We start from the raw sequence: 20790 nt of genomic DNA on the forward strand, positions 1-20790 counted from the left end.
AATGAAGCCTTTTTTGCGCTGGTGTTTCGTTGCGACAGCACTCACGCTGGCGGCAGGATGCAGCGACTCCTCTGCCTGGCGTAAGAATGAAGTCCTGGCGGTGCCACTGCAACCAACGCTGCAGCAAGAAGTCATTCTGGCGCGCATGGAACAAATTCTTGCCAGTCGGGCTTTAACCGATGATGAACGTGCACAGCTTTTATATGAGCGCGGAGTGTTGTATGATAGTTTGGGTCTGAGGGCACTGGCGCGTAATGATTTCTCGCAAGCCTTAGCCATCCGACCGGATATGCCTGAAGTATTCAATTACTTAGGCATTTACTTAACGCAGGCAGGCAATTTTGATGCTGCCTATGAAGCGTTTGATTCTGTACTTGAGCTTGATCCAACTTACAATTACGCTCACTTAAACCGCGGCATCGCGCTCTATTACGGTGGTCGCGCTAAGTTAGCGCAAGATGATCTGCTGGCGTTTTATCAAGACGATCCCAATGATCCTTTCCGTAGTCTGTGGCTCTACATCGTTGAGCGGAAGCTCGATGAGAAGCAGGCTAGCGTCGCGCTGAGGCAGCGCTATGAAAAATCGGACAGAGAACAATGGGGATGGAACATTGTCGAGTTCTACCTCGGTGACATCAGCGAAGCAACGCTGATGGACAGACTGAAGGCAGACGCAACGGATAACACCTCGCTCGCTGAGCATCTCAGTGAAACCAACTTCTATTTAGGTAAGTACTACCTAAGTCTGGGGGACAGGGACAGCGCTACGGCACTGTTCAAACTGGCGGTTGCTAACAACGTTCATAACTTTGTTGAGCACCGATACGCATTGTTGGAATTAGCGCTCTTGGGCCAGGAGCAAGACGACCTGGCAGAATCGGACCAGCAATAGCTGACGAACAAATCAGCCCAAATCTTTTTTGATTGCCATCACCTTCGCGGGTGAGGGCTTTACTGTTCGTCAATTCAACTAATTTGAGCCGGTTCACACTTTTGATGAAAATAGCCCCAATTTTTCACGATGAGGTATGTAGACTGGCCGCCATATTTGAGGCACACGTACTACATGGCTGAATTCGAAACCACTTTTGCAGATCTGGGCCTGAAGGCTCCTATTCTTGAAGCCCTGACCGATCTCGGTTACGAAAAACCATCTCCCATCCAGGCTGAGTGTATTCCTCACCTGCTGGGCGGCCGCGACGTGCTGGGCATGGCCCAGACCGGTAGCGGTAAAACTGCGGCGTTCTCGCTGCCGCTCCTTAACAACCTCGATCCTGAGCTGAAGGCACCGCAGATCCTGGTGCTGGCCCCGACCCGCGAACTGGCGGTTCAGGTTGCCGAAGCAATGACCGATTTCTCTAAACATATGCGCGGCGTAAACGTGGTGGCCCTGTACGGCGGCCAGCGTTATGACGTGCAGCTGCGCGCCCTGCGCCAGGGCCCGCAGATCGTGGTCGGTACCCCGGGCCGCCTGCTGGATCACCTCAAGCGCGGCACCCTGGACCTCTCTAAGCTGAGCGGCCTGGTGCTGGATGAAGCCGACGAAATGCTGCGCATGGGCTTTATCGAAGACGTCGAAACCATCATGGCCGAGATCCCGGAAGGTCACCAGACCGCCCTGTTCTCCGCCACCATGCCGGAAGCGATCCGCCGTATCACCCGCCGCTTTATGAAAGAGCCGCAGGAAGTGCGCATCCAGTCCAGCGTGACGACCCGCCCGGACATCAGCCAGAGCTACTGGACCGTCTGGGGCATGCGTAAGAACGAAGCGCTGGTGCGCTTCCTCGAAGCCGAAGACTTTGATGCGGCGATTATCTTCGTGCGCACCAAAAACGCGACCCTGGAAGTGGCGGAAGCCCTGGAGCGCAACGGCTACAACAGCGCTGCGCTGAACGGCGACATGAACCAGTCCCTGCGCGAGCAGACCCTGGATCGCCTGAAGGACGGTCGTCTGGATATCCTGATCGCCACCGACGTTGCCGCCCGCGGCCTCGACGTTGAGCGCATCAGCCTGGTCGTTAACTACGATATCCCGATGGATACCGAATCTTACGTTCACCGCATCGGCCGTACCGGTCGTGCGGGCCGCGCCGGCCGCGCCCTGCTGTTCGTTGAGAACCGCGAGCGCCGCCTGCTGCGCAACATCGAACGTCTGATGAAGCTGACCATTCCGGAAGTTGAGCTGCCGAACGCCGAACTGCTCGGCAAGCGTCGTCTGGAAAAATTCGCCGCCAAAGTCCAGCAGCAGCTGGAAAGCAGCGATCTGGACCAGTACCGCGACCTGCTGACTAAACTGCAGCCGGAAGGCCAGGAAGAGCAGGAACTGGATATGGAAACCCTGGCCGCAGCGCTGCTGAAAATGGCCCAGGGCGAACGTCCGCTGATCCTGCCGCCGGATGCGCCGATGCGTCCTAAGCGCGAATTCCGCGATCGCGACGACCGCCGCGGTGACCGCAACGATCGCGGTCCGCGCGAAGACCGTCCGCGTCGCGAGCGTCGTGACGTTGGCGACATGCAGCTGTACCGCATCGAAGTGGGCCGCGATGACGGCGTTGAAGTTCGTCATATCGTTGGCGCTATCGCTAACGAAGGCGACATCAGCAGCCGCTACATCGGCAACATCAAGCTGTTCGGCTCCCACTCCACCATCGAGCTGCCGAAAGGTATGCCGGGCGAGGTACTGCAGCACTTTACCCGCACCCGCATCCTCAACAAGCCGATGAACATGCAGCTGCTGGGCGATGCGCAGCCGCACACCGAACGCCGCGGCGGCGGCCGCAGCTTCGGCGGCGAGCGTCGTGAAGGCGGACGTCCTGAAGGTCGTCGCTTCAGCGGCGAACGTCGCGAAGGCGGCCGCAGCTTTGGCGGCGAGCGTCGTGAAAACCGCGGCCCGCGCCGCGACGACAACGGCAGCCGCCGTCGCTTCGGCGGCGACGCATAATCAAAGCGTAAAATGCTGAGATTAGGCCCGTAAAGTAAAATATACAGCCCCGGTCACCGCGATCGGGGCTTTTTTTATTCCATTTGTACTCGTGTACTGGTACAGTGCTTCGCGTAAACTCAGGAGAAGATTGATGGCGACACTCACTACCACAGCATCGCACCCGTCACTGTTTGGCGGCGTGGTGATTATCGGCGGCACCATAATTGGCGCAGGAATGTTCTCCCTGCCGGTGGTCATGTCCGGGGCGTGGTTTTTCTGGTCGCTGGCGGCGCTGCTGTTTACCTGGTTCTGTATGCTGCACTCCGGGCTGATGATCCTTGAGGCTAACCTCAACTACCGCACCGGCGCCAGTTTCGACACGATTACCCGCGACCTGCTGGGCAAAGGCTGGAACCTGGTTAACGGCATCTCGATTGCCTTCGTGCTCTATATCCTGACCTACGCCTATATCTCGGCCAGCGGCTCTATTCTGCACCACACCTTTAGCGAGTTGTCGCTGAACGTCCCGGCGCGGATGGCGGGCTTCGGCTTTGCGCTGCTGGTGGCTTTTATCGTCTGGCTGAGCACCAAAGCGGTAAGCCGGATGACCGCTATCGTACTGGGCGCCAAGGTGATCACCTTCTTCCTGACCTTCGGCAGCCTGCTGGGCCACGTCCAGCCGGTGACGCTGTTTAACGTCGCGGAGAAAAACGCCTCCTACCTGCCTTACCTGCTGATGACCCTGCCGTTCTGCCTGACGTCGTTCGGCTTTCACGGCAACGTGCCGAGCCTGATGAAGTACTACGGTAAGGATCCGCGCACTATCGTGAAGTGCCTGGTGTACGGCACGCTGCTGGCGCTGAGCCTGTACGTTATCTGGCTGCTGGGCACCATGGGCAACATCCCGCGCCCGGAATTTATCGGCATTGTGCGGCAGGGCGGCAATATTGACGTGCTGGTGCAGGCCCTGAGCGGCGTGCTGAACAGCCGCAGCCTGGATCTGCTGCTGGTGATTTTCTCGAACTTTGCGGTGGCCAGCTCCTTCCTCGGCGTGACCCTGGGACTGTTTGATTACCTGGCGGATCTGTTTAAGTTTAACGACTCGCCGCTGGGGCGCTTTAAGACCGCGCTGCTCACCTTTGCGCCGCCGATTGTCGGCGGCCTGCTGTGGCCGAACGGCTTCCTGTACGCCATCGGCTACGCGGGCCTGGCCGCCACTATCTGGGCCGCCATCGTGCCGGCGCTGCTGGCGCGCAAGTCCCGCAAGCGCTTCGGCAGCCCGCAGTTCCGGGTCTGGGGCGGCAGGCCGATGATTATCCTGATCCTGCTGTTTGGCGTCGGCAACGCGATTGTGCACACCCTGGCGAGCTTTAATCTGCTGCCGGTGTATCAGTAAATACCGCAGCGCCGGGCGAGCCCGGCGCTGCGCCCGTTACGCCATCTCCCTGTACACCTCCATCGCCAGCTCAAACGAGCGCAGCCGCGCCTGGCAGTCATAGATCTGCCCGTTAACCATCACCTCATCCGCCTGGGTCTCGCGCAGCAGCGACTCCAGCCCGTGGCGCACCTTCGCCTTATCGCCGACGATCGACATGCCCAGCGCCCGGTCAACGCCGTACTTCTCGGCGGGCGTCCAGACGTGGTCCATATTCTCCACCGGCGGCGGCAACTGGTTGCTCTCGCCCCGGCGCAGTTTGACGAAGGCCTGCTGCATGGAGGTGAACAGAAACTCCGCGTCGCGCACGCTGTCGGCGGCGATAACGTTGACGCAGACCATCGCGTAGGGTTTAGCGAGCCGCGCCGACGGCTGGAACTGGCTGCGATAGAGCTGCAGCGCCTGGAACAGCATATCCGGCGCGAAGTGCGAAGCGAAGGCGAAGGGCAGCCCGAGCTGCGCCGCCAGCTGGGCGCTGTAGAGGCTGGATCCGAGTAGCCACACCGGAATTTTTTCGCCGTAGCCCGGCACCGGACGCACCTGCGGCTCTGGATCGCAGGCGTCAAACCAGTTCACCAGCTCCGCCACATCGCGGGGGAAATTGTCGATATCGCCGCTCATGTGGCGGCGCAGGGCGCGCATGGTCGGCTGATCGCTGCCCGGCGCGCGGCCGAGGCCGAGGTCGATACGCCCCGGATAGAGCGTGTTGAGCGTGCCAAACTGCTCGGCAATCACCAGCGGCGCGTGGTTGGGCAGCATCACGCCGCCGGAGCCGAGGTGCAGGGTGGTGGTATTAGCCGCCAGGTAGCCAATCAGCACCGAGGTGGCCGCGCTGGCGATGCCGCTCATGTTGTGGTGCTCCGCCAGCCAGTAGCGGTGGTAGCCCAGCCGCTCGGCCAGACGGGCGAGTTCGAGAGAGCGGGAGAAGGCCTCTCTCGCCGAGGAGCATTCGGGGATCGGCGCTAAATCAAGCACCGAAAAGTTGAAATGTGTATTGGTCATAGAGGCTCACTTTGTCTTCGTTACATTTAATACTGTATGAAAAAACCGTAACGATCGTTAACAAAGTGAGCTTTTTTTATGCCTGCAGTTCGAGACCGGCCAGCCGCCTCCAGTAGCCGTTGCAGTCGCTGTTGCGCTCAAGACTCAGCGGCGACGCGCCGTTTTCATTGGCGCGGAAGGCGTCGAGCATCGCGAAGGTTTCTGTACCCATCGGCGACAGACGCACCACGTCAACCAGACCCTGCATCGAGGCCAGCTCGTTGCCGAGATTGTAGACATAGCCGCTCATGGTCTGAATGCCGTTGAGCACGAACACCTGCTGATTCTCCTGGGAGAGGATCGGCCGCCCGTTGGGATAGTTGATACAGCAGGTCTCGCACTCGTCCTTCGGCCTGTCCTCGGAGCGGGCGGTAAAGCAGCGGGCGGAGTAGGCCAGCGGCAGGTGGCCGTAGCTCAGGACTTCCACCTCAAACTTGTCGCGAATGCCCAGCTCGTCGCACTGGCTCAGCAGGTTCGCCAGCCAGTCGCGGGAGAGCTCTACCGGCATACACCAGCGCGTCATGCCCTGCTTGTGCAGCAGGCGCAGGGTGACGGCGTTGTAGCAGTTGAGCGCGTGTCCGGCGACAAACGGCAATTTGCGCTCGGCGCACATATTCACCGCGCCCAGGTCGCTGGCCTCAATCAGAAAGTCGCCGTTCTCGACGTAGCGCTTCAGCTCGCCGAGCTCGGAAGAGGCCTGCACCAGCGCAAGCGTTGACAGCACCACCTGCTTGCCGCTGCCGGCGACGCTTTTTGCCATCGCCAGCCAGTCGCCTACTTTGGTGGCGCGGCGCTTGCTGCATACCGCCTCGCCGAGATAGATAATATCGGTGCTGCTGCTCATCGCCTGGCGGTAAAAGTCTTCCAGCGTCTCTTTCGGCCAGTAGTAGAGTACCGGCCCTAATGCGTATTTCATTGCGTTACCTACTGCCATTTGCGGTGGTAGGCGCCCAGCGTGGTCTGGGTGCCTTCGGACATGGAGCCGAGCGTCTCCATCCACGCGGCCTGCGGGACGAAGTTCTGCGGGTCGGCGATGCAGCGGTCGATCGCCTGCCGCCACACCTTCGCCACCTGGCTGACGTAGGCCGGGCTGCGCTGGCGTCCCTCGATTTTCACCGAAGCGATATTGGCCGCCAGCAGCTCCGGCAGCAGCTCCAGCGTATTGAGGCTGGTCGGCTCTTCCAGGGCGTGATAGCGCTGGCCGTCCACCATATAGCGTCCTTTACACAGCGTCGGATAGCCGGCGTTTTCGCCGTCCTGATAGCGGTCGATCAGCACTTCGTTAAGGCGCGACTCCAGGCCCTGCGGCGTCTGCTGCCAGCGCACGTAGCGGGCCGGCGAGCAGGCGCCAACGGTGTTCGGCGACTCGCCGGTTAAGTACGAGGAGAGATAGCAGCGCCCCTCGGCCATGATGCACAGACTGCCGAAGGCGAACACCTCCAGCGGCACCGGCGTGACGCGGGCCAACTGCTTCACCTGATGAATGGAGAGCACGCGCGGCAATACCACGCGGGCGACGTCGAAGTTGCGCTGGTAGAAGCGAATCGCCTCTTCATTGGTGGCGGAGGCCTGCACCGACACGTGGCGCTCAATGTGCGGATAGCGCTCGGCTGCGTACTCCAGCATCGCAATATCGGCGAGGATCAGCGCGTCGGCGCCGAGCTGCGCCGCCATATCGACGGCGCGCTGCCAGCGGGCGTAGCCGTCCGGATGCGCGAAGGTATTAATGGCGATGTGCAGCTTGCGGCGGTGCTGGTGGACAAAGCTGACCGCGTCCTGCAGTTTCTTTTCGGTGAAATTAAGACCGGCAAAGTGGCGGGCGTTGGTATCATCTTTTAGCCCGATATAGACCGCATCGGCGCCGTTTTCGATGGCCGCCTTAAGCGCCGGAAGGTTTCCGGCAGGGCAGAGCAGCTCCATAAGTATTCCTGAAGGCAGCGACCCGCAGGGCCGCAGAATTGTTAAGGAACCGGGATTTTAGTTAACCCATCGTCGACAATTTTTGATTTGAGGCAGTTAAAAGCGTATTGATGGCATCAATAATGCCCGCGATTGCCAACAGAATTGTTGATTCATACCGCGTTGTGCGAGTATGGATGTGGCAGAATAGAGAAACTATTGCATTTAAGGGAGTAAAGCTCGTGTTGAATAAACTGCGTTCACGCCTGGTTGAAATGGGCCCAACATTAATGCGCCTCCCGGTGCGGGTTACGCCTTTTGCCCTCAAGCGCCAGGTGCTTGAACAGGTGCTCGGCTGGCAGTTTCGCCAGGCGCTGGCCGACGGTGAGCTGGAATTTCTTGAAGGGCGCTGGCTGAGCATTGACGTGCGCGATATTGGCCTGCGCTGGTTCACCACGGTCGAAAACGGCCGCCTGGTGGTTAGTCCGTCGGCGACGGCAGATGTTAGCTTCAGCGCCGATGCCAGCGATCTGCTGATGATCGCCGCGCGCAAGCAGGATCCTGACACGCTCTTTTTCCAGCGCCGGCTGGTGATTGAGGGTGACACTGAGCTTGGGTTGTATGTTAAAAATCTGATGGACGCTATTGAGCTGGAGCAGATGCCGGGCGCGCTGCGCGTCATGCTGCTGCAGCTGGCGGACTTTGTGGAGGCGGGCCTCACGAGCGCGCCGCAAACCAGACAGACATCGGTAGGTGAACCATGCTGATTCGGGTAGAAATTGGTATAGATGCGCCGGGAATTGATGCACTGCTGCGCCGGTCGTTTGACGGCGGCGCAGAAGCGGATCTGGTTCACTCCCTGCGGGAAGATGGTCTGATCACGCTCGGGCTGGTGGCGACGGACGATGAAGGGCAGGTGGTCGGCTACGTGGCCTTCAGCCCGGTCAGCATCGACGGTGAAGAGCGCCAGTGGCTGGGCTTAGCGCCGCTGGCGGTGGACGCGCAGTACCGCGGCCAGGGCATCGGTCGCCAGCTGGTCTACGACGGGCTGGATTCGCTCAATGAGTTTGGCTACGCCGCCGTGGTTACGCTTGGCGATCCGGCACTGTACGGCAAGCTTGGTTTTCAGCCTGCCGCCCGCTACGATCTGCGCTGCCGCTGGCCGGGCACCGAGGCCGCCTTCCAGGTTCATCCGCTGGCGGATGATGCCCTGAACGGCGTTCACGGCCTGGTGGAGTACAGCGACCACTTCAATCGCTTCTGAGCGGCGCGAGCAGCGCTTCCAGCGACGTTTCTCCGGCGACGAGGCGCTCTTTCTGGCGCTTCGTCAGCTGTTTAATCCGGTACTCAATGCGTAACGCAAGTGAGCGCTCGCCAACTTCCTGTGAAAAGGCCAGCGTCAGCTCACCCCTGCCGCGCAGCGCCTTCGCGCCGGTGCCTTTCTGATGCTGCTGCACGCGCCGGGCGACGTCGGTGGTGATCCCGGTATAGAGGCGGTTATCCGCCGCGCGGATCAAATAGACAAACCAGCACACTGCGCCTGCTCCTGTGATAAGTTGAGCGGCACCATAGCATGAGGGAGGCAAAAAATGGAGTCACTGAGCGCAATCAGCCGCTGGCTGGCGAAGCAGCACGTCGTCAGCTGGAGCGTAGCGCGCGACGGCGAACTGTGGGCGGCCTGCGCGTTTTATCTCTACGACGGTGAAAAGGTAGCGTTCTACATCCTCAGCGATGAATCGACCCGCCACGCGCAGATGAGCGGCAGCCGGGCGGCGATTGCCGGGACCGTTAACGGTCAGCCAAAAACCGTCGCGCTGATCCGCGGGGTGCAGTTTCGCGGTGAGATCCGCCTGCTCCAGGGCGATGAGGCAGCGGCCGTGCGCGAGCGCTACAACCGCCGCTTTCCGGTAGCGAGAATGCTGGCAGCCCCGGCGTGGGAGCTGCGCATTGATGAGATGAAGTTCACCGACAACACTCTCGGCTTCGGTAAAAAGCTGCTCTGGGCGAGAGGCTCAGGCGCCGAGCAGGCGTAGTGCTTCGCGGTTAAAGGCGGGCAGGTCATCCGGCGTGCGGCTGGTGACCAGCTGGTCTTTATCCACCACCACTTCCTGATCGTAGAACTCGCCGCCGGCATTTTTCACGTCCACTACGATAGGCTTCACCGCCGTCAGCTTGCGGCCGCGTACGGCGTCGGCGCTGATCAGCAGCTGCGGGCCGTGGCAGATGGCGAATACCGGCCTGCCGCTGTTGATAAATTCGCGGGTGAAGTCGACAAAGCGGTCGTCGCCGCGCAGCGCGTCCGGCGAGTAGCCGCCGGGCAGCAGCAGGGCGTCGAAGTCGCCGGGCTTCACCTCATCAATGGCTTTATCAATGGTGACTTTCGCTTCGCCCTGCTTGCCGGTAACCGTTTTGCCGGCCTCTTTCTCAATGGTCACTACCTGGTGCCCGGCCTTTTTAAACTCCGCGGCGGGCGAGGTGAATTCGGAATCCTCAAAGTCATCGGTAATCAGTACGGCAATCTTCTTGCTCATAGGTTTCCTCTATGTTTCAGGTTTTAAAAAGTTAAGCTTACGACCTACCATTAAGCATGGCGCACCCAGCCGCGAGCGCCACACGGATAAATCTGCAAAGGAGCAGGCGATGAATAACGTACTGATAACCGGCGCTTCTGGGTTAGTTGGTGATCACTTACTTCGGATGCTGATTCAGCAGCCCGACGTTTTGCGCATAGCGGCCCCTGGCCGGCGGCCGCTTGCCGGCGTCGGTGACAAGGTGCAGAACCCCTGCGATCCGCAGCTCACCGATGCGCTGGCGCAGGTCGCGGGGCCGATAGATACGGTGTTTTGCTGCCTCGGCACCACCCGGCGCGAGGCGGGCAGTAAAGAAGCTTTTGTCCACGCCGATTATGCGCTGGTGGTCGATACCGCGCTCACCGGGCTCCGCCTCGGGGCGCGCCACCTGCTGGTGGTCAGCGCGATGGGCGCCAGCGCGCGTTCGCCGTTCTTCTACAGCCGGGTAAAGGGCGAAATGGAAGAGGCGCTGATGGCCCAGGGCTGGCCGCATCTCACCCTTGCTCGCCCCTCAATGCTGATCGGCGAGCGGGCCAAAAGGCGCGCCGGCGAGTCGCTGCTGGCGCCGCTGTTCGCTCTGCTGCCCGGCAACCTGAAAAGTATCGACGCCCGGGACGTCGCCCGGGCGCTGCTGCGGGAGGCGCAGCACCCCTCCGCCGCCGGGACGGTGATTATTCCCTCTGCAAAACTGCGTGAAATGGCCGCAGGTGAAGAGTAATATCTCGCCACGCAAATCTTCCGGAGCTTAATGGTATGACTGGTCAGTCTTCCTCCCGGGCGGTATCCCCACTGGCGTGGTGGAAACCGGCCCTCTTTTTCCTCGTTGTCATCGTCGGCCTCTGGTACGTCAAGTGGCAGCCCTATTATGGTAAGGCTTTCACCGCTGCCGATACCCACAGCATCGGTAAATCGATTATTGCTAACGCCGCCGATAACCCGTGGCGGGCGGCGCTCGACTACGCGATGGTGTATTTCCTCGCGGTGTGGAAAGCAGCGGTGCTCGGCGTGCTGCTGGGGTCGCTGATTCAGGTGCTGATCCCCCGGGACTGGCTGCTGCGCACGCTCGGTCAGCCGCGTTTTCGCGGCACCCTGCTGGGCACGCTGTTCTCCCTGCCGGGCATGATGTGCACCTGCTGCGCGGCGCCGGTGGCCGCCGGGATGCGCCGCCAGCAGGTGTCGATGGGCGGCGCGCTGGCGTTCTGGCTGGGGAATCCGCTGCTCAATCCGGCAACGCTGGTATTCATGGGCTTCGTGCTGGGCTGGCAGTTTACGCTGATCCGCCTGGCGGCCGGCCTGGCGACGGTGCTGATCGTCGCCTCGCTGGTACAGCGCTGGGTGAAGGAGCCGCCGCGGGCGCAGGTGGTGCCCGACATTGCGCCGGAGGCGGATAACCGGCCGTTTCTGCTGCGCTGGGGCAGCGCGCTGTGGACGCTGTTCTGGAATACCATCCCGGTCTATATCATCGCCGTGCTGATCCTCGGCGCGGCGCGGGTGTGGCTGTTCCCCCACGTCGACGGCGCGGTGGGCAATACGCTGTTCTGGGTGATTGCCATGGCGATCGCGGGCTGCCTGTTCGTGATCCCGACGGCGGCGGAGATCCCAATTGTACAGACCATGATGGCCGCCGGGATGGGCGTTGCCCCGGCGCTGGCGCTGCTGATTGCCCTGCCTGCCCTGAGCGTACCGTCGCTGGTGATGCTGCATAAGGCATTTCCGGCGAAGGCGCTGTGGCTGAGCGGCGCGCTGGTGGCGGCGTGCGCGGCGGTGACGGGTGGACTTGCCCTGCTGGCGTGAGGAAAGAAAAGCCCGGCGGCTGCCGGGCTGAGAGATCACTTAATGGTGGTAAACGCCGTGGTGACGTGCTTGACGCCGCTAACCCGGCTGGCGATATCTGCCGCCGCCTGCGCTTCGCGGGCGGTAACCAGCCCCATCAGGAACACTTCGCCGTTCTCGGTGGAGACCTTCACGGAGGAGGATTTCACCTGATCGCTGCCCAGCAGCTGGGAGCGCACTTTGGTGGTTATCCAGGTATCGGAAGAGGCGGTGCCCAGGCCAATCGGCGCGCCCTGGCGAATTTCGTTAAACACTTCCGTTGCGCCGTCGACGCCCATGGCGATCTGCTTGGCCTGAGACGCCAGCGACGTTGACGGCGCCTGGCCCATCAGCAGCACTTTGCCCTGGTAGGCCATGACGCTGATGCGCGCCTCTTTCTTCAACTGTTCATCTTTGTTCAGCGCGCTGTTGACGCGCAGCTCCAGCGTACCGTCATCGACCTGAGTGCCGACGGTGCGCGCATCCGTTGCCGTTTTGGTGCCAACTGCCGCCGTACCGACGACTGCCGCTGCGATACAGCCCTGCAGCAGCAGCGCAGAGATAAGGACTGCGAGGGGCGCTAATGCTTTCATGAGTACTCCTTAATCGTCCTGATGTGGAAAAAGCGTGTTATCGATCAGATCGCACAGGCAGTTGACCGTCAGCATATGCATCTCCTGGATGCGGGCACCGCGGTGGGAAGGAATGCGGATCTCGACATCCTGCGGCCCTAACAGCCCGGCCAGTTCCCCGCCGTCGTAGCCGGTCAGCGCCACGATGGTCATATCGCGGGTGACGGCAGCCTCAACGGCCTTAACGATGTCGCGGCTGTTGCCCCGGGTCGAGATAGCCAGCAGCACGTCGCCGGCGTGGCCGAGGGCGCGAACCTGCTTGGCGTAGATTTCGTCGTGCAGACGATCGTTGGCGATGGCGGTCAGCACCACATTATCGGTAGTCAGCGCAATGGCGGGTAAACCGGGACGCTCTGTTTCAAAGCGATTGATCATGCAGGCCGCAAAGTGCTGGGCGTTGGCCGCCGAGGTGCCGTTGCCGCAGCAAAGGATCTTGTTGCCGTTGAGCAAGGACTGCACCAGCGTCATGGCGGCCCGGGAAATGGCATCCGGCAGCGCTTCCGCTGCGGCAATCTGGGTCTGAATGCTTTCCGTAAAGCAGGCTTTAATTCTGTCGAGCACGGTATCCCTTAATTCTTCTGTCAGGCTATTCGCCAAAGGCATTTTGCAGCCATTCGATCTCACTGCCGGTGAAGGCTACCACATCAAACCGGCAATCCACAGTATCAAAACTCCCATTGTGGCGGGCGAGCCACAGGCGGGCGGCGTGTAATAACTTCAGCTGCTTGCTGCGGGTCACGCTGGCGGACGCGCCGCCGAAGTGCGCTGAGGCCCGGTAGCGGACCTCAACAAAGACCGTCACCGCGCCGTCGCGCATGATGAGGTCAATTTCGCCGCCGCGCACGCGCACGCCGGCGGCGATAAAACGCAGTCCCTTGCGCTCCAGCCAGCGGCGCGCCTGCTGTTCAAACGCATCGCCGGTCTGTTTGCGGCTTAACTGGCGGGAACGATCTGCCCCTGCTGGTATTTGAGCCATGACAACTTCCTGTTGATCACACAATCCTGATTGGCGCTCAGATCGCCGGTATTGCCGCGCAGCTCGTAGCCCGGCATCTGGCGCATCTGCGAGAAGTGGTTCGCCAGCGTCCACGCATCCGCGCCCATCGCGTACAGGCGCGCCAGCGAGTAGTCGTTATGTACGGCACTCAGCGCCTGGCGCATCAGCGACGGGTTGCTGCCCGCCAGCATCGGAATTTCGCTGTACTGCAGGCCGTCCATTTCCAGACGGAAGTCCGGGCCGGCGGTGCCCTGGGCGCTGCGCGAGCTGGCGTACAGCGTCGCGCCGCTGCGGCTGCCGTTGCGCATGGAGATCATCGGCTTGATGTAGGCAATCTCATCCGGCGTGGCGACGATATAGGCTGCGTCGACGCTGCCGCCGCTGGCCGGCTGGGTGTCCGCCGGGGCGGGGATCGTCAGATCGCCGAGCGTCACGCTCTGCGGCTGGCTGGCGGCCACCGGCGTGCCGGTCAGGGCAATGCCGCCGCCGCCGTTGACGCCGCCGCGCAGTTCGCTGAGCGAGCCAAACTTCTGCTGCAGCACCACGCCGCCGCCGAGGCTCTGCCACTCCTGGGCAAAGGCGTTCGCCACGCGATCGCCCAGCGCGCTGCGCGGGATCAGCAGCAGCGGAGCCTGCTTGCCCTGCTCGTGAATGTGGCGCGCGGCGTCGCGGGCCTCATCTTCCGGAGACAGCGCGAAGTAGCAGATATTGGCGCGGTTTTCGACGCTCTCCGGCTGGTTGAGGGCCAGCACGTTAAGCGGCGTATTGCTCTTCACCACGCCGTCAACGTCGTTTTTCAGCAGCGGGCCGACCACCAGCGAGGCGCCGTCCTGCTGCGCCTGGGTCAGAAGCTGGCTCAGCGGCGCGCTGGTGGTGTCATACACCTTCAGTTCGACGGAGGAGGGCGCAGGAGCGGGAGCGGAGGCGGCGGTGGAAGCCGGCTCTGCAGCAGGCGGCACGCTGTAGGGGACTGGTGCGGCGCTCTGCGGCTCCGGCGCTGCGCTATTCGCCGTGCTATCGGCTGCGCTATCCTGCGGCTGATCCGCCGCCGGCGTCGGCACCGTTTCGCCGTCCTGCTCGGATCCCGGCGCGCGCACCGGATTGGCCTGAGTACCTGCGGCCTGCGGCTGCTGGGTCAGGTCGTCGGTCCCGGCCGCGGCGGGGCTGGCCACGCCGGTGTCATCAACGTTTGCGGCCTGCGCCGACTGCTCGGGCACGGCGCTGCCGCTGATGGCGCCCGCGCCGCCGTTTTTCGCCGCCTCAAAGCCCTGCTGGATGGTGCGCCCAAAGACGGCGGCCTGGCCGTTGAGCGGCAGCAGCAGGGCGATTTTGCTGGTGGAGGCCGGTTTAAAGTTCTGTACGTTGGCAAGCTGGCTCGGCAGCATCTTCGCGGCGGGGTTCTGCGGATAGCGGGTCTGCCAGTCCTTGATCCCGGCCTTGAGCATCTCCGCATCGCCCCGGCTGTCGAACCACACCCGCTGCAGATCGAGCCAGCCCTGCAGCACGTTCTCGTCGGCGTTAATCACCAGCGCCGCGGCCTGCTCTTTGCTCATTGACGCCAGGGCCTGCCAGGTCGCGTCAATGTTCTTCTGTTTATCCTGCTCTGCGGTCAGCAGCGGCTGCTGGGCAATCAGCGCCCGCAGCAGCGTCAGCGATGGCTTGCCCTGCTCAGCGGCGATAACGTCCTGCCAGTAGCGGGCCTGCTGATCCTTACGCACGGACGCCGCGTCCAGCTTCGCCAGCAGCGCCTTCGCCGCGGCGGGATCGTTCTGCGCCAGCTTCAGCTCGACCGCCAGCAGCGCCTGCTCCTGGCGCTGGGTCTCGCTCAGGTTCTGCGGCAGCTGGCCAAACAGCTCCTGCGCCTTCTGGCTCTGGCCCTCTTTCAGCAGGGCACGAATGGCGAGTAATTGCCAGGTTGTCTTGCTATCATCTGAGCTCTGCTGCATCTGCTGCAGATAGTAGTTAGAGTCGGCCTGTGCGCTCCCCTCAAGGTGCGCGGCAGGTTGATCGGCGCTCTTTTGAGTGCCGCAGCCGGCAAAAAATAACGCGGCCAGTACGACAGGCAGGCAGCGCGCGGCTTTAGAACGAAAAGAAGTTAACGGTACCATTACGTATCCAGTGCTCTTTTTTAGATTAGTGCTCAATATTAAATCGGCTATACGGACGAAACAATGAAACATCGTGAATCAGCGGACAATTCTCAGGGCCAGCTCTACATCGTGCCCACGCCAATCGGTAATCTGGCTGACATCACGCAGCGCGCGCTGGAAGTATTACAGTCCGTCGATTTGATTGCCGCAGAGGATACCCGCCATACCGGCCTGCTGCTGCAACATTTTGCGATTAGCGCCCGCCTTTTTGCCCTCCACGACCACAATGAGCAGCAAAAAGCCGACACGCTGCTGGCGAAACTGCAGGAGGGGCAGAATATCGCCCTGGTCTCCGACGCCGGCACGCCGCTGATTAACGACCCCGGCTATCACCTGGTGCGCACCTGCCGCGAGGCGGGCGTGCGCGTGGTGCCGCTGCCCGGCCCCTGCGCGGCCATTGCCGCCCTCAGCGCCGCCGGGCTGCCGTCGGACCGCTTCTGCTATGAAGGCTTCCTGCCCGCCAAATCAAAAGGCCGCCGCGATACCCTGCGGGCGCTGGAAAACGAGCCGCGCACGCTGATTTTCTACGAATCCACCCACCGGCTGATCGACAGCCTGGAAGATGTTGCCGCCGTGCTCGGCGAGTCCCGCTACGTGGTACTGGCCCGCGAGCTGACCAAAACCTGGGAAACCATCACCGGCGCGCCGGTGGGCGAACTGCTGGCGTGGGTCAAAGAGGACGAAAACCGCCGCAAGGGCGAAATGGTGCTGATCGTTGAAGGCCACAAGGCACAGGAAGACGCTCTGCCGGCCGAGGCCCTGCGTACTCTGGCGCTGCTGCAGGCGGAGCTACCGCTGAAGAAGGCGGCGGCGCTGGCGGCGGAGATCCACGGCGTGAAGAAAAATGCGCTCTATAAATATGCGCTGGAGCAGCAGGAGGGGTGATCGCGTGAGCCGCTACCAGCCGCCGTTTTCGATTACCCCCGCGATGCTCAACAGCATCGTCGAAGCCGGAGAGCTGCTGGGCCACTGGGCGGCCCGGGCCGGGCGCGCGTCGCCGCTGCTGCGCAAAAAGAACCGCATCCGGACGATTCAGGCTTCGCTCGCCATTGAGCATAACTCCCTGAGCACCGAACAGGTAACGGCAATCCTGGAAGGGCGGCGAGTGCTGGCGCCGGTAAAGGATATCCAGGAGGTACGCAACGCCATCCTGGCCTATGATCGGATGTCCGCCTGGCAGGCGTGGCGGCTTGGCGATCTGCTGGCGGCGCATCGCCTGCTGATGGCGGGGCTGGTGGAGATGCCGGGCCAGCTGCGTCAGGGCGACGTCGGCGTTTATCGCGAGAAGACGCTGATTCACATGGCGCCGCCGGCGTCCCAGGTTCCGCGCCTGATGGCCGACCTGCTCGGCTGGCTGAAGGAGACGGATATCCATCCGCTGATTGCGGGCTCGGTCTTTCACTACGAGTTTGAATTTATCCATCCGTTTACCGACGGTAACGGCAGGATGGGGCGCCTGTGGCAGACGCTAATCCTCAGCTGCTGGCGCAGCGAGCTGGCCTGGCTACCCGTTGAAACCCTGATCCACCACCAGCAGGCGCGTTACTATCAGATCCTCGGCGAGTGCGACCGGGCAAGCGACTGCACGCGCTTCGTTGAGTTTATGCTGGGAAATCTCACCGACGCGCTAAAAGCAGGACTGGTGTCGGAAGAAATGTCGGAAGAAATGTCGGAAGAAATGTCGGAAGAAATGTCGGCGCCGCTGTCGGACGTCGAGCGGGCGCTGCTGCGGATCCTGCGCCAGGAGCCTCAGCTGACGGCGGCCCGGCTGGCGCCGCAGCTTGGCGTTTCTCAGCGCACCGTCGAACGCTATCTCAGCGCGCTGGTGCGCAAAGGCTACCTGCGGCGCAGCGGCTCAACCAAGCGCGGCCAGTGGATCCTGTGCCGCGCCGATTAGCGCCGCGGCCTGTCACCACATCAGATCGTCCGGGATCTTAAAGTCGGCGTACGGATCGTCCTCATCCTGCACCTCTTCGCTGAGCGCGCTGTGCAGCACAATGCTGTCGGCATCGCGCTGGGTGATTTTTTCGGCGACCACTGCGGGGATAATGGCATAGTCGCTCTTGCCGTCGGCGGTCAGCAGCCGGGCGATAGCGAGGCGGCCGTTAATCAGCTGGGTCTGAGTCTGCTTATCGACGGCGATTTTTTTAATGACGCTGCCGTCGGTGAAGTTGAAATCAATCGCGCCTCGGTTGATGACGATGCGGTTCATCTCAATCAGCTGCTTAACCTGGGCCTTGTACTCTTTGGCAAGCGCAGCCTGCTTCTGCTGCTCGCTCAGCTGGCGGTCGCGCTCGGCCTGCGCCTTTTTGTTCTCTTCCACGGCTTCGCGGGCCTCGCGGGCCTGAACGCGGGACTTCTTCGCCGTTCTCTGCACTTTCGCCATCTTTTTGCTGCTGACCAGACCGGCCTTCAGCATCTGCTCTTGAAGGGTGAGTTTTGTCATCCTGGTGTCTGCGTTGGGGGGTTGTAGGGCAGAGTATACCGCTAATTGCGCGCGGCGAAAAACGGCCCGGACGGGGATCCGGGCCGATAGCTTAGCGGGCGGGGGTTGCCTCCCACACCAGCGTTTCAAACGGCTTGAGGGTAATGACCGTTGGCGCATCGTAGCTTTGCGGAACGGTATCGTTGCTGCCGTAGACCGGTTTGAGCGTAAAGGCCGTTGCTTCTCCCGACGGGATCTCAAACGCCCGGCTCAAATCCAGATAGAAGCGCTGCGGCTTATCCGACGGGTTGCGCAGGCCGAGGATTGCTTTCTCCTTGCGCCACGACGCCCAGCCGTACACCTCCAGCGCCGTCGGGTTGCCGCCGACCCAGTGGGTATCCACCAGCACGTCGGCATTGGCCCGAGACCACTTCGCCGCCTCCGCAAGCGTGTTCCATTTGGCATCGTTAAGCATCGATGGCGTGATGTACAGCTCCTGCAGCTGGGTGCCGGTGGCGAAGAAGCTCCACGCCTGGTCGGCAAAATCGCCGTCGGTCTGCACCTTCTCCAGCCCGTAGTAGGCGTGCGCCGCGCTGACGATGCCGTGATACATCAGCGAATTCAGCGGGAACAGCGGTCCCTTGCGCACGATCGAACGCCAGGTTTCCGCATCGCGATAGGTCATCCACTGCTGCACCGGCGTACCCGGCCCGTAGAGGTTGATATCGTCCCCCTGGCGCCAGATGGAGTCGGCATAGAACAGCCACGACGGGCTGGCGTTGGTGCCGGTGGTCAGGTTGATAAACAGATCCGGCCTCGCGCTGCGCATGTTGTGGATCAGCGCGATAGAGGCGTCAAAATCGGAGGCGAACTGGCTGCCCGCAATATGCGAATTGGCGTTGCCCATGCCGTCGAGCTTAAACGACGTAATGTGCTCGTTGTTGATAAGGCTGAGGATCTGCTGGTTGAAGTTTTTAAAGTAGTTCGGCCCGGAGAGGGCAAACTTGCCGTCGACGGTTTCATAGCCGTACTCCTGCGCGTGGGAGACGCGCTCATCGCGCGGTTTGTTATAGCCGCCCCACGGCGACAGCCACAGGCCGACGGAGCTGTCGATGCTGGCGGCTTTCTCCCGCACCGCCGCAAAGCCGCTGCTGAAGGCCGGGCCGAACAGCCAGCGTCCGCTTCTGTCGTCCCAGCCGTCATCAAGCAGAAACGCGTCGAGCCTGACGCCCCTGCCGGTGATGAACGATTTATCCCACTCGTCCATGCGGGTCATCACATCCTGCTCGCTGTAGGGGGTGAAAAAGCCGATATCCATCCAGCTGTTGTAGTGCAGATAGGGCTTATAGGGCCGCGGACGCACGGCGTTGATAAACAGGTTTACGCTGCGCCGCAGCTGGCTGACTTCAGGAAACGTGCCGAAGTAGACGGTATAGCTCACCGGGCTGCCCGGCTGCACCGGCGTCTTCAGCTCGACGTTGAGGTTGGTGGTGGCCTCGTAGGCGTAGGTGTTGACGATAGGCTTATCCGGCATGATGAAAAAGCTGTCGGCTACGATCGGCGAACTGTTGATATCGCCGTCAACGTAGGGCGCCTGGGACTGGCCGGCGGTGGGAAAGAGGGTGATTTTCGCCACTTCGCGCGGCTTACCGACCGCCGCAACCGTATAGCCGATGCTGGCGTATTTGCCCTTCAGCACGTTCAGCGTCAGGGTGACGCTGTAGTCCGGGTGAGCGTACCCGACCCGCAGCGTATCGCTCTGCTTTTCTACCCGGGTGATTTTGAAGTCCGCCGCGTGGATGACTTTTTCATCCGGCAGCGTCAGAAAAAACGGCTCTTTTGGCGACAGCAGATGGCCGCTGCCGGCGTCCTTAATCGACAGCTTTTGGCTGGCATCGTCAAAGGTAAAGGCAATGCCCTCATTGCTCAGCTGGTACTGCGCGGCGTAGCCGGCGGCGGAGATAAGCGCCGCCAGCAGGGCTGCGGCTCCCTGAAGTTTGTTCATCGCTGTTATCCTTATGGGTTAGGCTTCCTGCAATAGCTGCAGGCGCTCTGCGGAGCCGCAGACGCGAATTTTGCTGCGGACAACCGCTTTCATCGCTTCCATGCCGACGCGCATGTAGAAGCGCGGATCGTTGCCGTCGGGATTGTCGGCAAACCAGGCTTTCACGGCGTTTGAGAAAGCGATTTTCAGTTCGGTGGCGACGTTAACCTTGCACACCCCAAGGGCGATGGTGCGCCGCACGTATTTGTCCGGCACGTCGCTGGCGCCGTGCAGCACCAGCGGGACGCTGACCACTTCCCGGATCTCCCCGAGGCGCTGAAAATCTATCTTCGGCTTTTTGGTATAGAGACCGTGGGCGGTGCCGATGGCTACCGCCAGGCTATCGACGCCGGTCTGTTCCACGAAGCGCCTGGCCTCCTGCGGATCGGTCAGGAAGGCGCTCTCTTCGTCAACGTCCATATCATCTTCGACGCCGCCGAGGCGCCCCAGCTCGGCCTCGACGCTGCAGTCGTTTAGGTGGCAGAAATCGACTACCGACTTCACCAGCTTCACGTTCTCCGCAAACGGAAAGTGGCTGCCGTCGATCATCGCGCTGCGCACGCCGGCGTTGACCTTGCGGCGGATATCGGCCAGCGTTTCGTGGTGATCGAGGTGGATCGCCAGCGGGATTTTAAAGCTGCGGGAGTAGGCGCTGCACAGGGCGTAGATCTCTTCAAACGCGATGTGCTTAAAGGTGCCCGGCGTGCCGGCGAGGATCACCGGCGATTGCATTTCGCTGCACACCTCAACGATTGCCTGAATCGTCTCGGCGTTGTGGATATTGAACGCCGGCACGGCGTAGCCCTTAGCCTGAGCGTCCTGCAGCAGATATTTGGTTGAAATAATGCTCATCGTTGACTCC

23 protein-coding genes are annotated in these 20790 nt (G+C 61.7%); 11 read left to right on the top strand and 12 right to left on the bottom strand.

Features of this window, described 5'->3' with window-relative positions; translation table 11 throughout:
* Window position 1 precedes the first annotated feature (1 nt).
* From nlpI to mtr, 4 genes are all read left to right on the top strand, one after another.
* Window positions 2-892, top strand: a complete 891-nt coding sequence (gene nlpI, locus ENGE1_RS02915) for a lipoprotein NlpI (protein WP_043086286.1) — start codon at window positions 2-4, stop codon at window positions 890-892.
* 104 nt (window positions 893-996) lie between these two features.
* Window positions 997-1074: a protein YrbN gene (gene yrbN, locus ENGE1_RS28325; RefSeq protein WP_122984328.1), complete on the top strand. Its 78-nt coding sequence runs from the start codon at window positions 997-999 to the stop codon at window positions 1072-1074.
* The gene (locus tag ENGE1_RS02920) at window positions 1067-2941 is read left to right on the top strand and encodes a DEAD/DEAH family ATP-dependent RNA helicase (RefSeq protein ID WP_127626225.1); all 1875 of its coding nucleotides are present in this window, start codon (window positions 1067-1069) and stop codon (window positions 2939-2941) included. The genes yrbN and ENGE1_RS02920 overlap by 8 nt, the downstream gene beginning before the upstream one ends.
* A gap of 133 nt (window positions 2942-3074) precedes the next feature.
* Complete coding sequence (mtr, locus tag ENGE1_RS02925) at window positions 3075-4319, top strand: tryptophan permease (RefSeq protein ID WP_048253814.1); 1245 nt, start codon at window positions 3075-3077, stop codon at window positions 4317-4319.
* 36 nt (window positions 4320-4355) lie between these two features.
* Here the strand turns inward: mtr and ENGE1_RS02930 are convergent, their stop codons facing one another.
* From ENGE1_RS02930 to ubiU, 3 genes are all read right to left on the bottom strand, one after another.
* Window positions 4356-5360: a luciferase-like monooxygenase gene (locus ENGE1_RS02930; protein ID WP_048253813.1), complete on the bottom strand. Its 1005-nt coding sequence runs from the start codon at window positions 5358-5360 to the stop codon at window positions 4356-4358.
* A 76-nt stretch (window positions 5361-5436) separates the two neighbouring features.
* Entirely contained in the window at window positions 5437-6315 is an 879-nt protein-coding gene (locus ENGE1_RS02935) for a U32 family peptidase (RefSeq protein WP_048253812.1), read from the bottom strand.
* 8 nt (window positions 6316-6323) lie between these two features.
* Window positions 6324-7319 (bottom strand): ubiquinone anaerobic biosynthesis protein UbiU, encoded by a 996-nt coding sequence (gene ubiU / locus ENGE1_RS02940; protein ID WP_048253811.1) that lies wholly within the window; start codon window positions 7317-7319, stop codon window positions 6324-6326.
* Between the two features lie 221 nt (window positions 7320-7540).
* Between ubiU and ubiT the strand changes: the two genes are divergently transcribed.
* Together ubiT and ENGE1_RS02950 are read left to right on the top strand one after the other, a co-directional pair.
* A complete protein-coding gene (gene ubiT, locus ENGE1_RS02945) occupies window positions 7541-8065 on the top strand; it encodes a ubiquinone anaerobic biosynthesis accessory factor UbiT (protein ID WP_043080853.1) in 525 nt (174 codons plus the stop codon).
* Window positions 8059-8562: a GNAT family N-acetyltransferase gene (locus tag ENGE1_RS02950; RefSeq protein WP_048253810.1), complete on the top strand. Its 504-nt coding sequence runs from the start codon at window positions 8059-8061 to the stop codon at window positions 8560-8562. The genes ubiT and ENGE1_RS02950 overlap by 7 nt, the downstream gene beginning before the upstream one ends.
* Here the strand turns inward: ENGE1_RS02950 and ENGE1_RS02955 are convergent.
* Window positions 8549-8833 carry a GIY-YIG nuclease family protein gene (locus ENGE1_RS02955; protein ID WP_043080851.1) on the bottom strand — a complete coding sequence of 95 codons (285 nt, stop codon included), beginning with the start codon at window positions 8831-8833 and terminating at the stop codon, window positions 8549-8551. The genes ENGE1_RS02950 and ENGE1_RS02955 overlap by 14 nt on opposite strands.
* Window positions 8834-8887: 54 nt before the next feature.
* Between ENGE1_RS02955 and ENGE1_RS02960 the strand changes: the two genes are divergently transcribed.
* Window positions 8888-9331, top strand: coding sequence for a YhbP family protein (locus ENGE1_RS02960; protein WP_048253809.1), 444 nt, complete (start codon window positions 8888-8890; stop codon window positions 9329-9331).
* On the opposite strand, the gene ENGE1_RS02965 is transcribed toward ENGE1_RS02960, so the two are convergent.
* Window positions 9311-9829 carry a type 1 glutamine amidotransferase domain-containing protein gene (locus ENGE1_RS02965; RefSeq protein WP_045287367.1) on the bottom strand — a complete coding sequence of 173 codons (519 nt, stop codon included), beginning with the start codon at window positions 9827-9829 and terminating at the stop codon, window positions 9311-9313. The two genes, ENGE1_RS02960 and ENGE1_RS02965, sit on opposite strands and share 21 nt — an antisense overlap.
* 109 nt (window positions 9830-9938) lie before the next feature.
* On the opposite strand from ENGE1_RS02965, the gene ENGE1_RS02970 reads away from it, so the two are divergent.
* Together ENGE1_RS02970 and ENGE1_RS02975 are read left to right on the top strand one after the other, a co-directional pair.
* Complete coding sequence (locus ENGE1_RS02970; protein WP_048253808.1) at window positions 9939-10586, top strand: NAD-dependent epimerase/dehydratase family protein; 648 nt, start codon at window positions 9939-9941, stop codon at window positions 10584-10586.
* Between the two features lie 35 nt (window positions 10587-10621).
* On the top strand, window positions 10622-11662 hold the full coding sequence (locus ENGE1_RS02975) for a permease (RefSeq protein WP_048253807.1): 1041 nt from the start codon (window positions 10622-10624) through the stop codon (window positions 11660-11662).
* Window positions 11663-11697: 35 nt separating this feature from the next.
* On the opposite strand, the gene dolP is transcribed toward ENGE1_RS02975, so the two are convergent.
* From dolP to ENGE1_RS02995, 4 genes are read right to left on the bottom strand one after another with little or no spacing between them, the layout of a single operon-like run.
* Complete coding sequence (dolP, locus tag ENGE1_RS02980; RefSeq protein WP_043080846.1) at window positions 11698-12273, bottom strand: division/outer membrane stress-associated lipid-binding lipoprotein; 576 nt, start codon at window positions 12271-12273, stop codon at window positions 11698-11700.
* Between the two features lie 9 nt (window positions 12274-12282).
* On the bottom strand, window positions 12283-12873 hold the full coding sequence (gene diaA, locus ENGE1_RS02985) for a DnaA initiator-associating protein DiaA (protein WP_043080845.1): 591 nt from the start codon (window positions 12871-12873) through the stop codon (window positions 12283-12285).
* A gap of 25 nt (window positions 12874-12898) precedes the next feature.
* Window positions 12899-13288 carry a YraN family protein gene (locus tag ENGE1_RS02990; RefSeq protein ID WP_045287364.1) on the bottom strand — a complete coding sequence of 130 codons (390 nt, stop codon included), beginning with the start codon at window positions 13286-13288 and terminating at the stop codon, window positions 12899-12901.
* Window positions 13246-15417, bottom strand: a complete 2172-nt coding sequence (locus ENGE1_RS02995; protein ID WP_043080842.1) for a penicillin-binding protein activator — start codon at window positions 15415-15417, stop codon at window positions 13246-13248. Before ENGE1_RS02995 ends, ENGE1_RS02990 begins: the two co-directional genes overlap by 43 nt.
* Window positions 15418-15480: 63 nt before the next feature.
* Here ENGE1_RS02995 and rsmI point away from each other — a divergent pair, with 63 nt between their 5' ends.
* Both rsmI and ENGE1_RS03005 read left to right on the top strand, forming a co-directional pair.
* Complete coding sequence (gene rsmI / locus ENGE1_RS03000; protein WP_043080841.1) at window positions 15481-16344, top strand: 16S rRNA (cytidine(1402)-2'-O)-methyltransferase; 864 nt, start codon at window positions 15481-15483, stop codon at window positions 16342-16344.
* 4 nt (window positions 16345-16348) lie between these two features.
* Entirely contained in the window at window positions 16349-17356 is a 1008-nt protein-coding gene (locus ENGE1_RS03005; protein ID WP_048253806.1) for a Fic family protein, read from the top strand.
* 12 nt (window positions 17357-17368) lie between these two features.
* On the opposite strand, the gene ENGE1_RS03010 is transcribed toward ENGE1_RS03005, so the two are convergent.
* The 3 genes from ENGE1_RS03010 to kbaY form a co-directional block, all read right to left on the bottom strand.
* Window positions 17369-17905, bottom strand: coding sequence for a DUF2058 domain-containing protein (locus ENGE1_RS03010; protein ID WP_048253805.1), 537 nt, complete (start codon window positions 17903-17905; stop codon window positions 17369-17371).
* 91 nt (window positions 17906-17996) lie between these two features.
* Window positions 17997-19889 (bottom strand): alpha-galactosidase, encoded by a 1893-nt coding sequence (locus tag ENGE1_RS03015; protein ID WP_048253804.1) that lies wholly within the window; start codon window positions 19887-19889, stop codon window positions 17997-17999.
* Window positions 19890-19907: 18 nt separating this feature from the next.
* On the bottom strand, window positions 19908-20780 hold the full coding sequence (kbaY, locus tag ENGE1_RS03020) for a tagatose-bisphosphate aldolase subunit KbaY (RefSeq protein ID WP_048253803.1): 873 nt from the start codon (window positions 20778-20780) through the stop codon (window positions 19908-19910).
* Between the last annotated feature and the right edge of the window lie 10 nt (window positions 20781-20790).

Origin of the sequence: Pluralibacter gergoviae ATCC 33028 = NBRC 105706 (assembly GCF_001598855.1) — a bacterium.
Lineage (GTDB): Bacteria > Pseudomonadota > Gammaproteobacteria > Enterobacterales > Enterobacteriaceae > Pluralibacter > Pluralibacter gergoviae.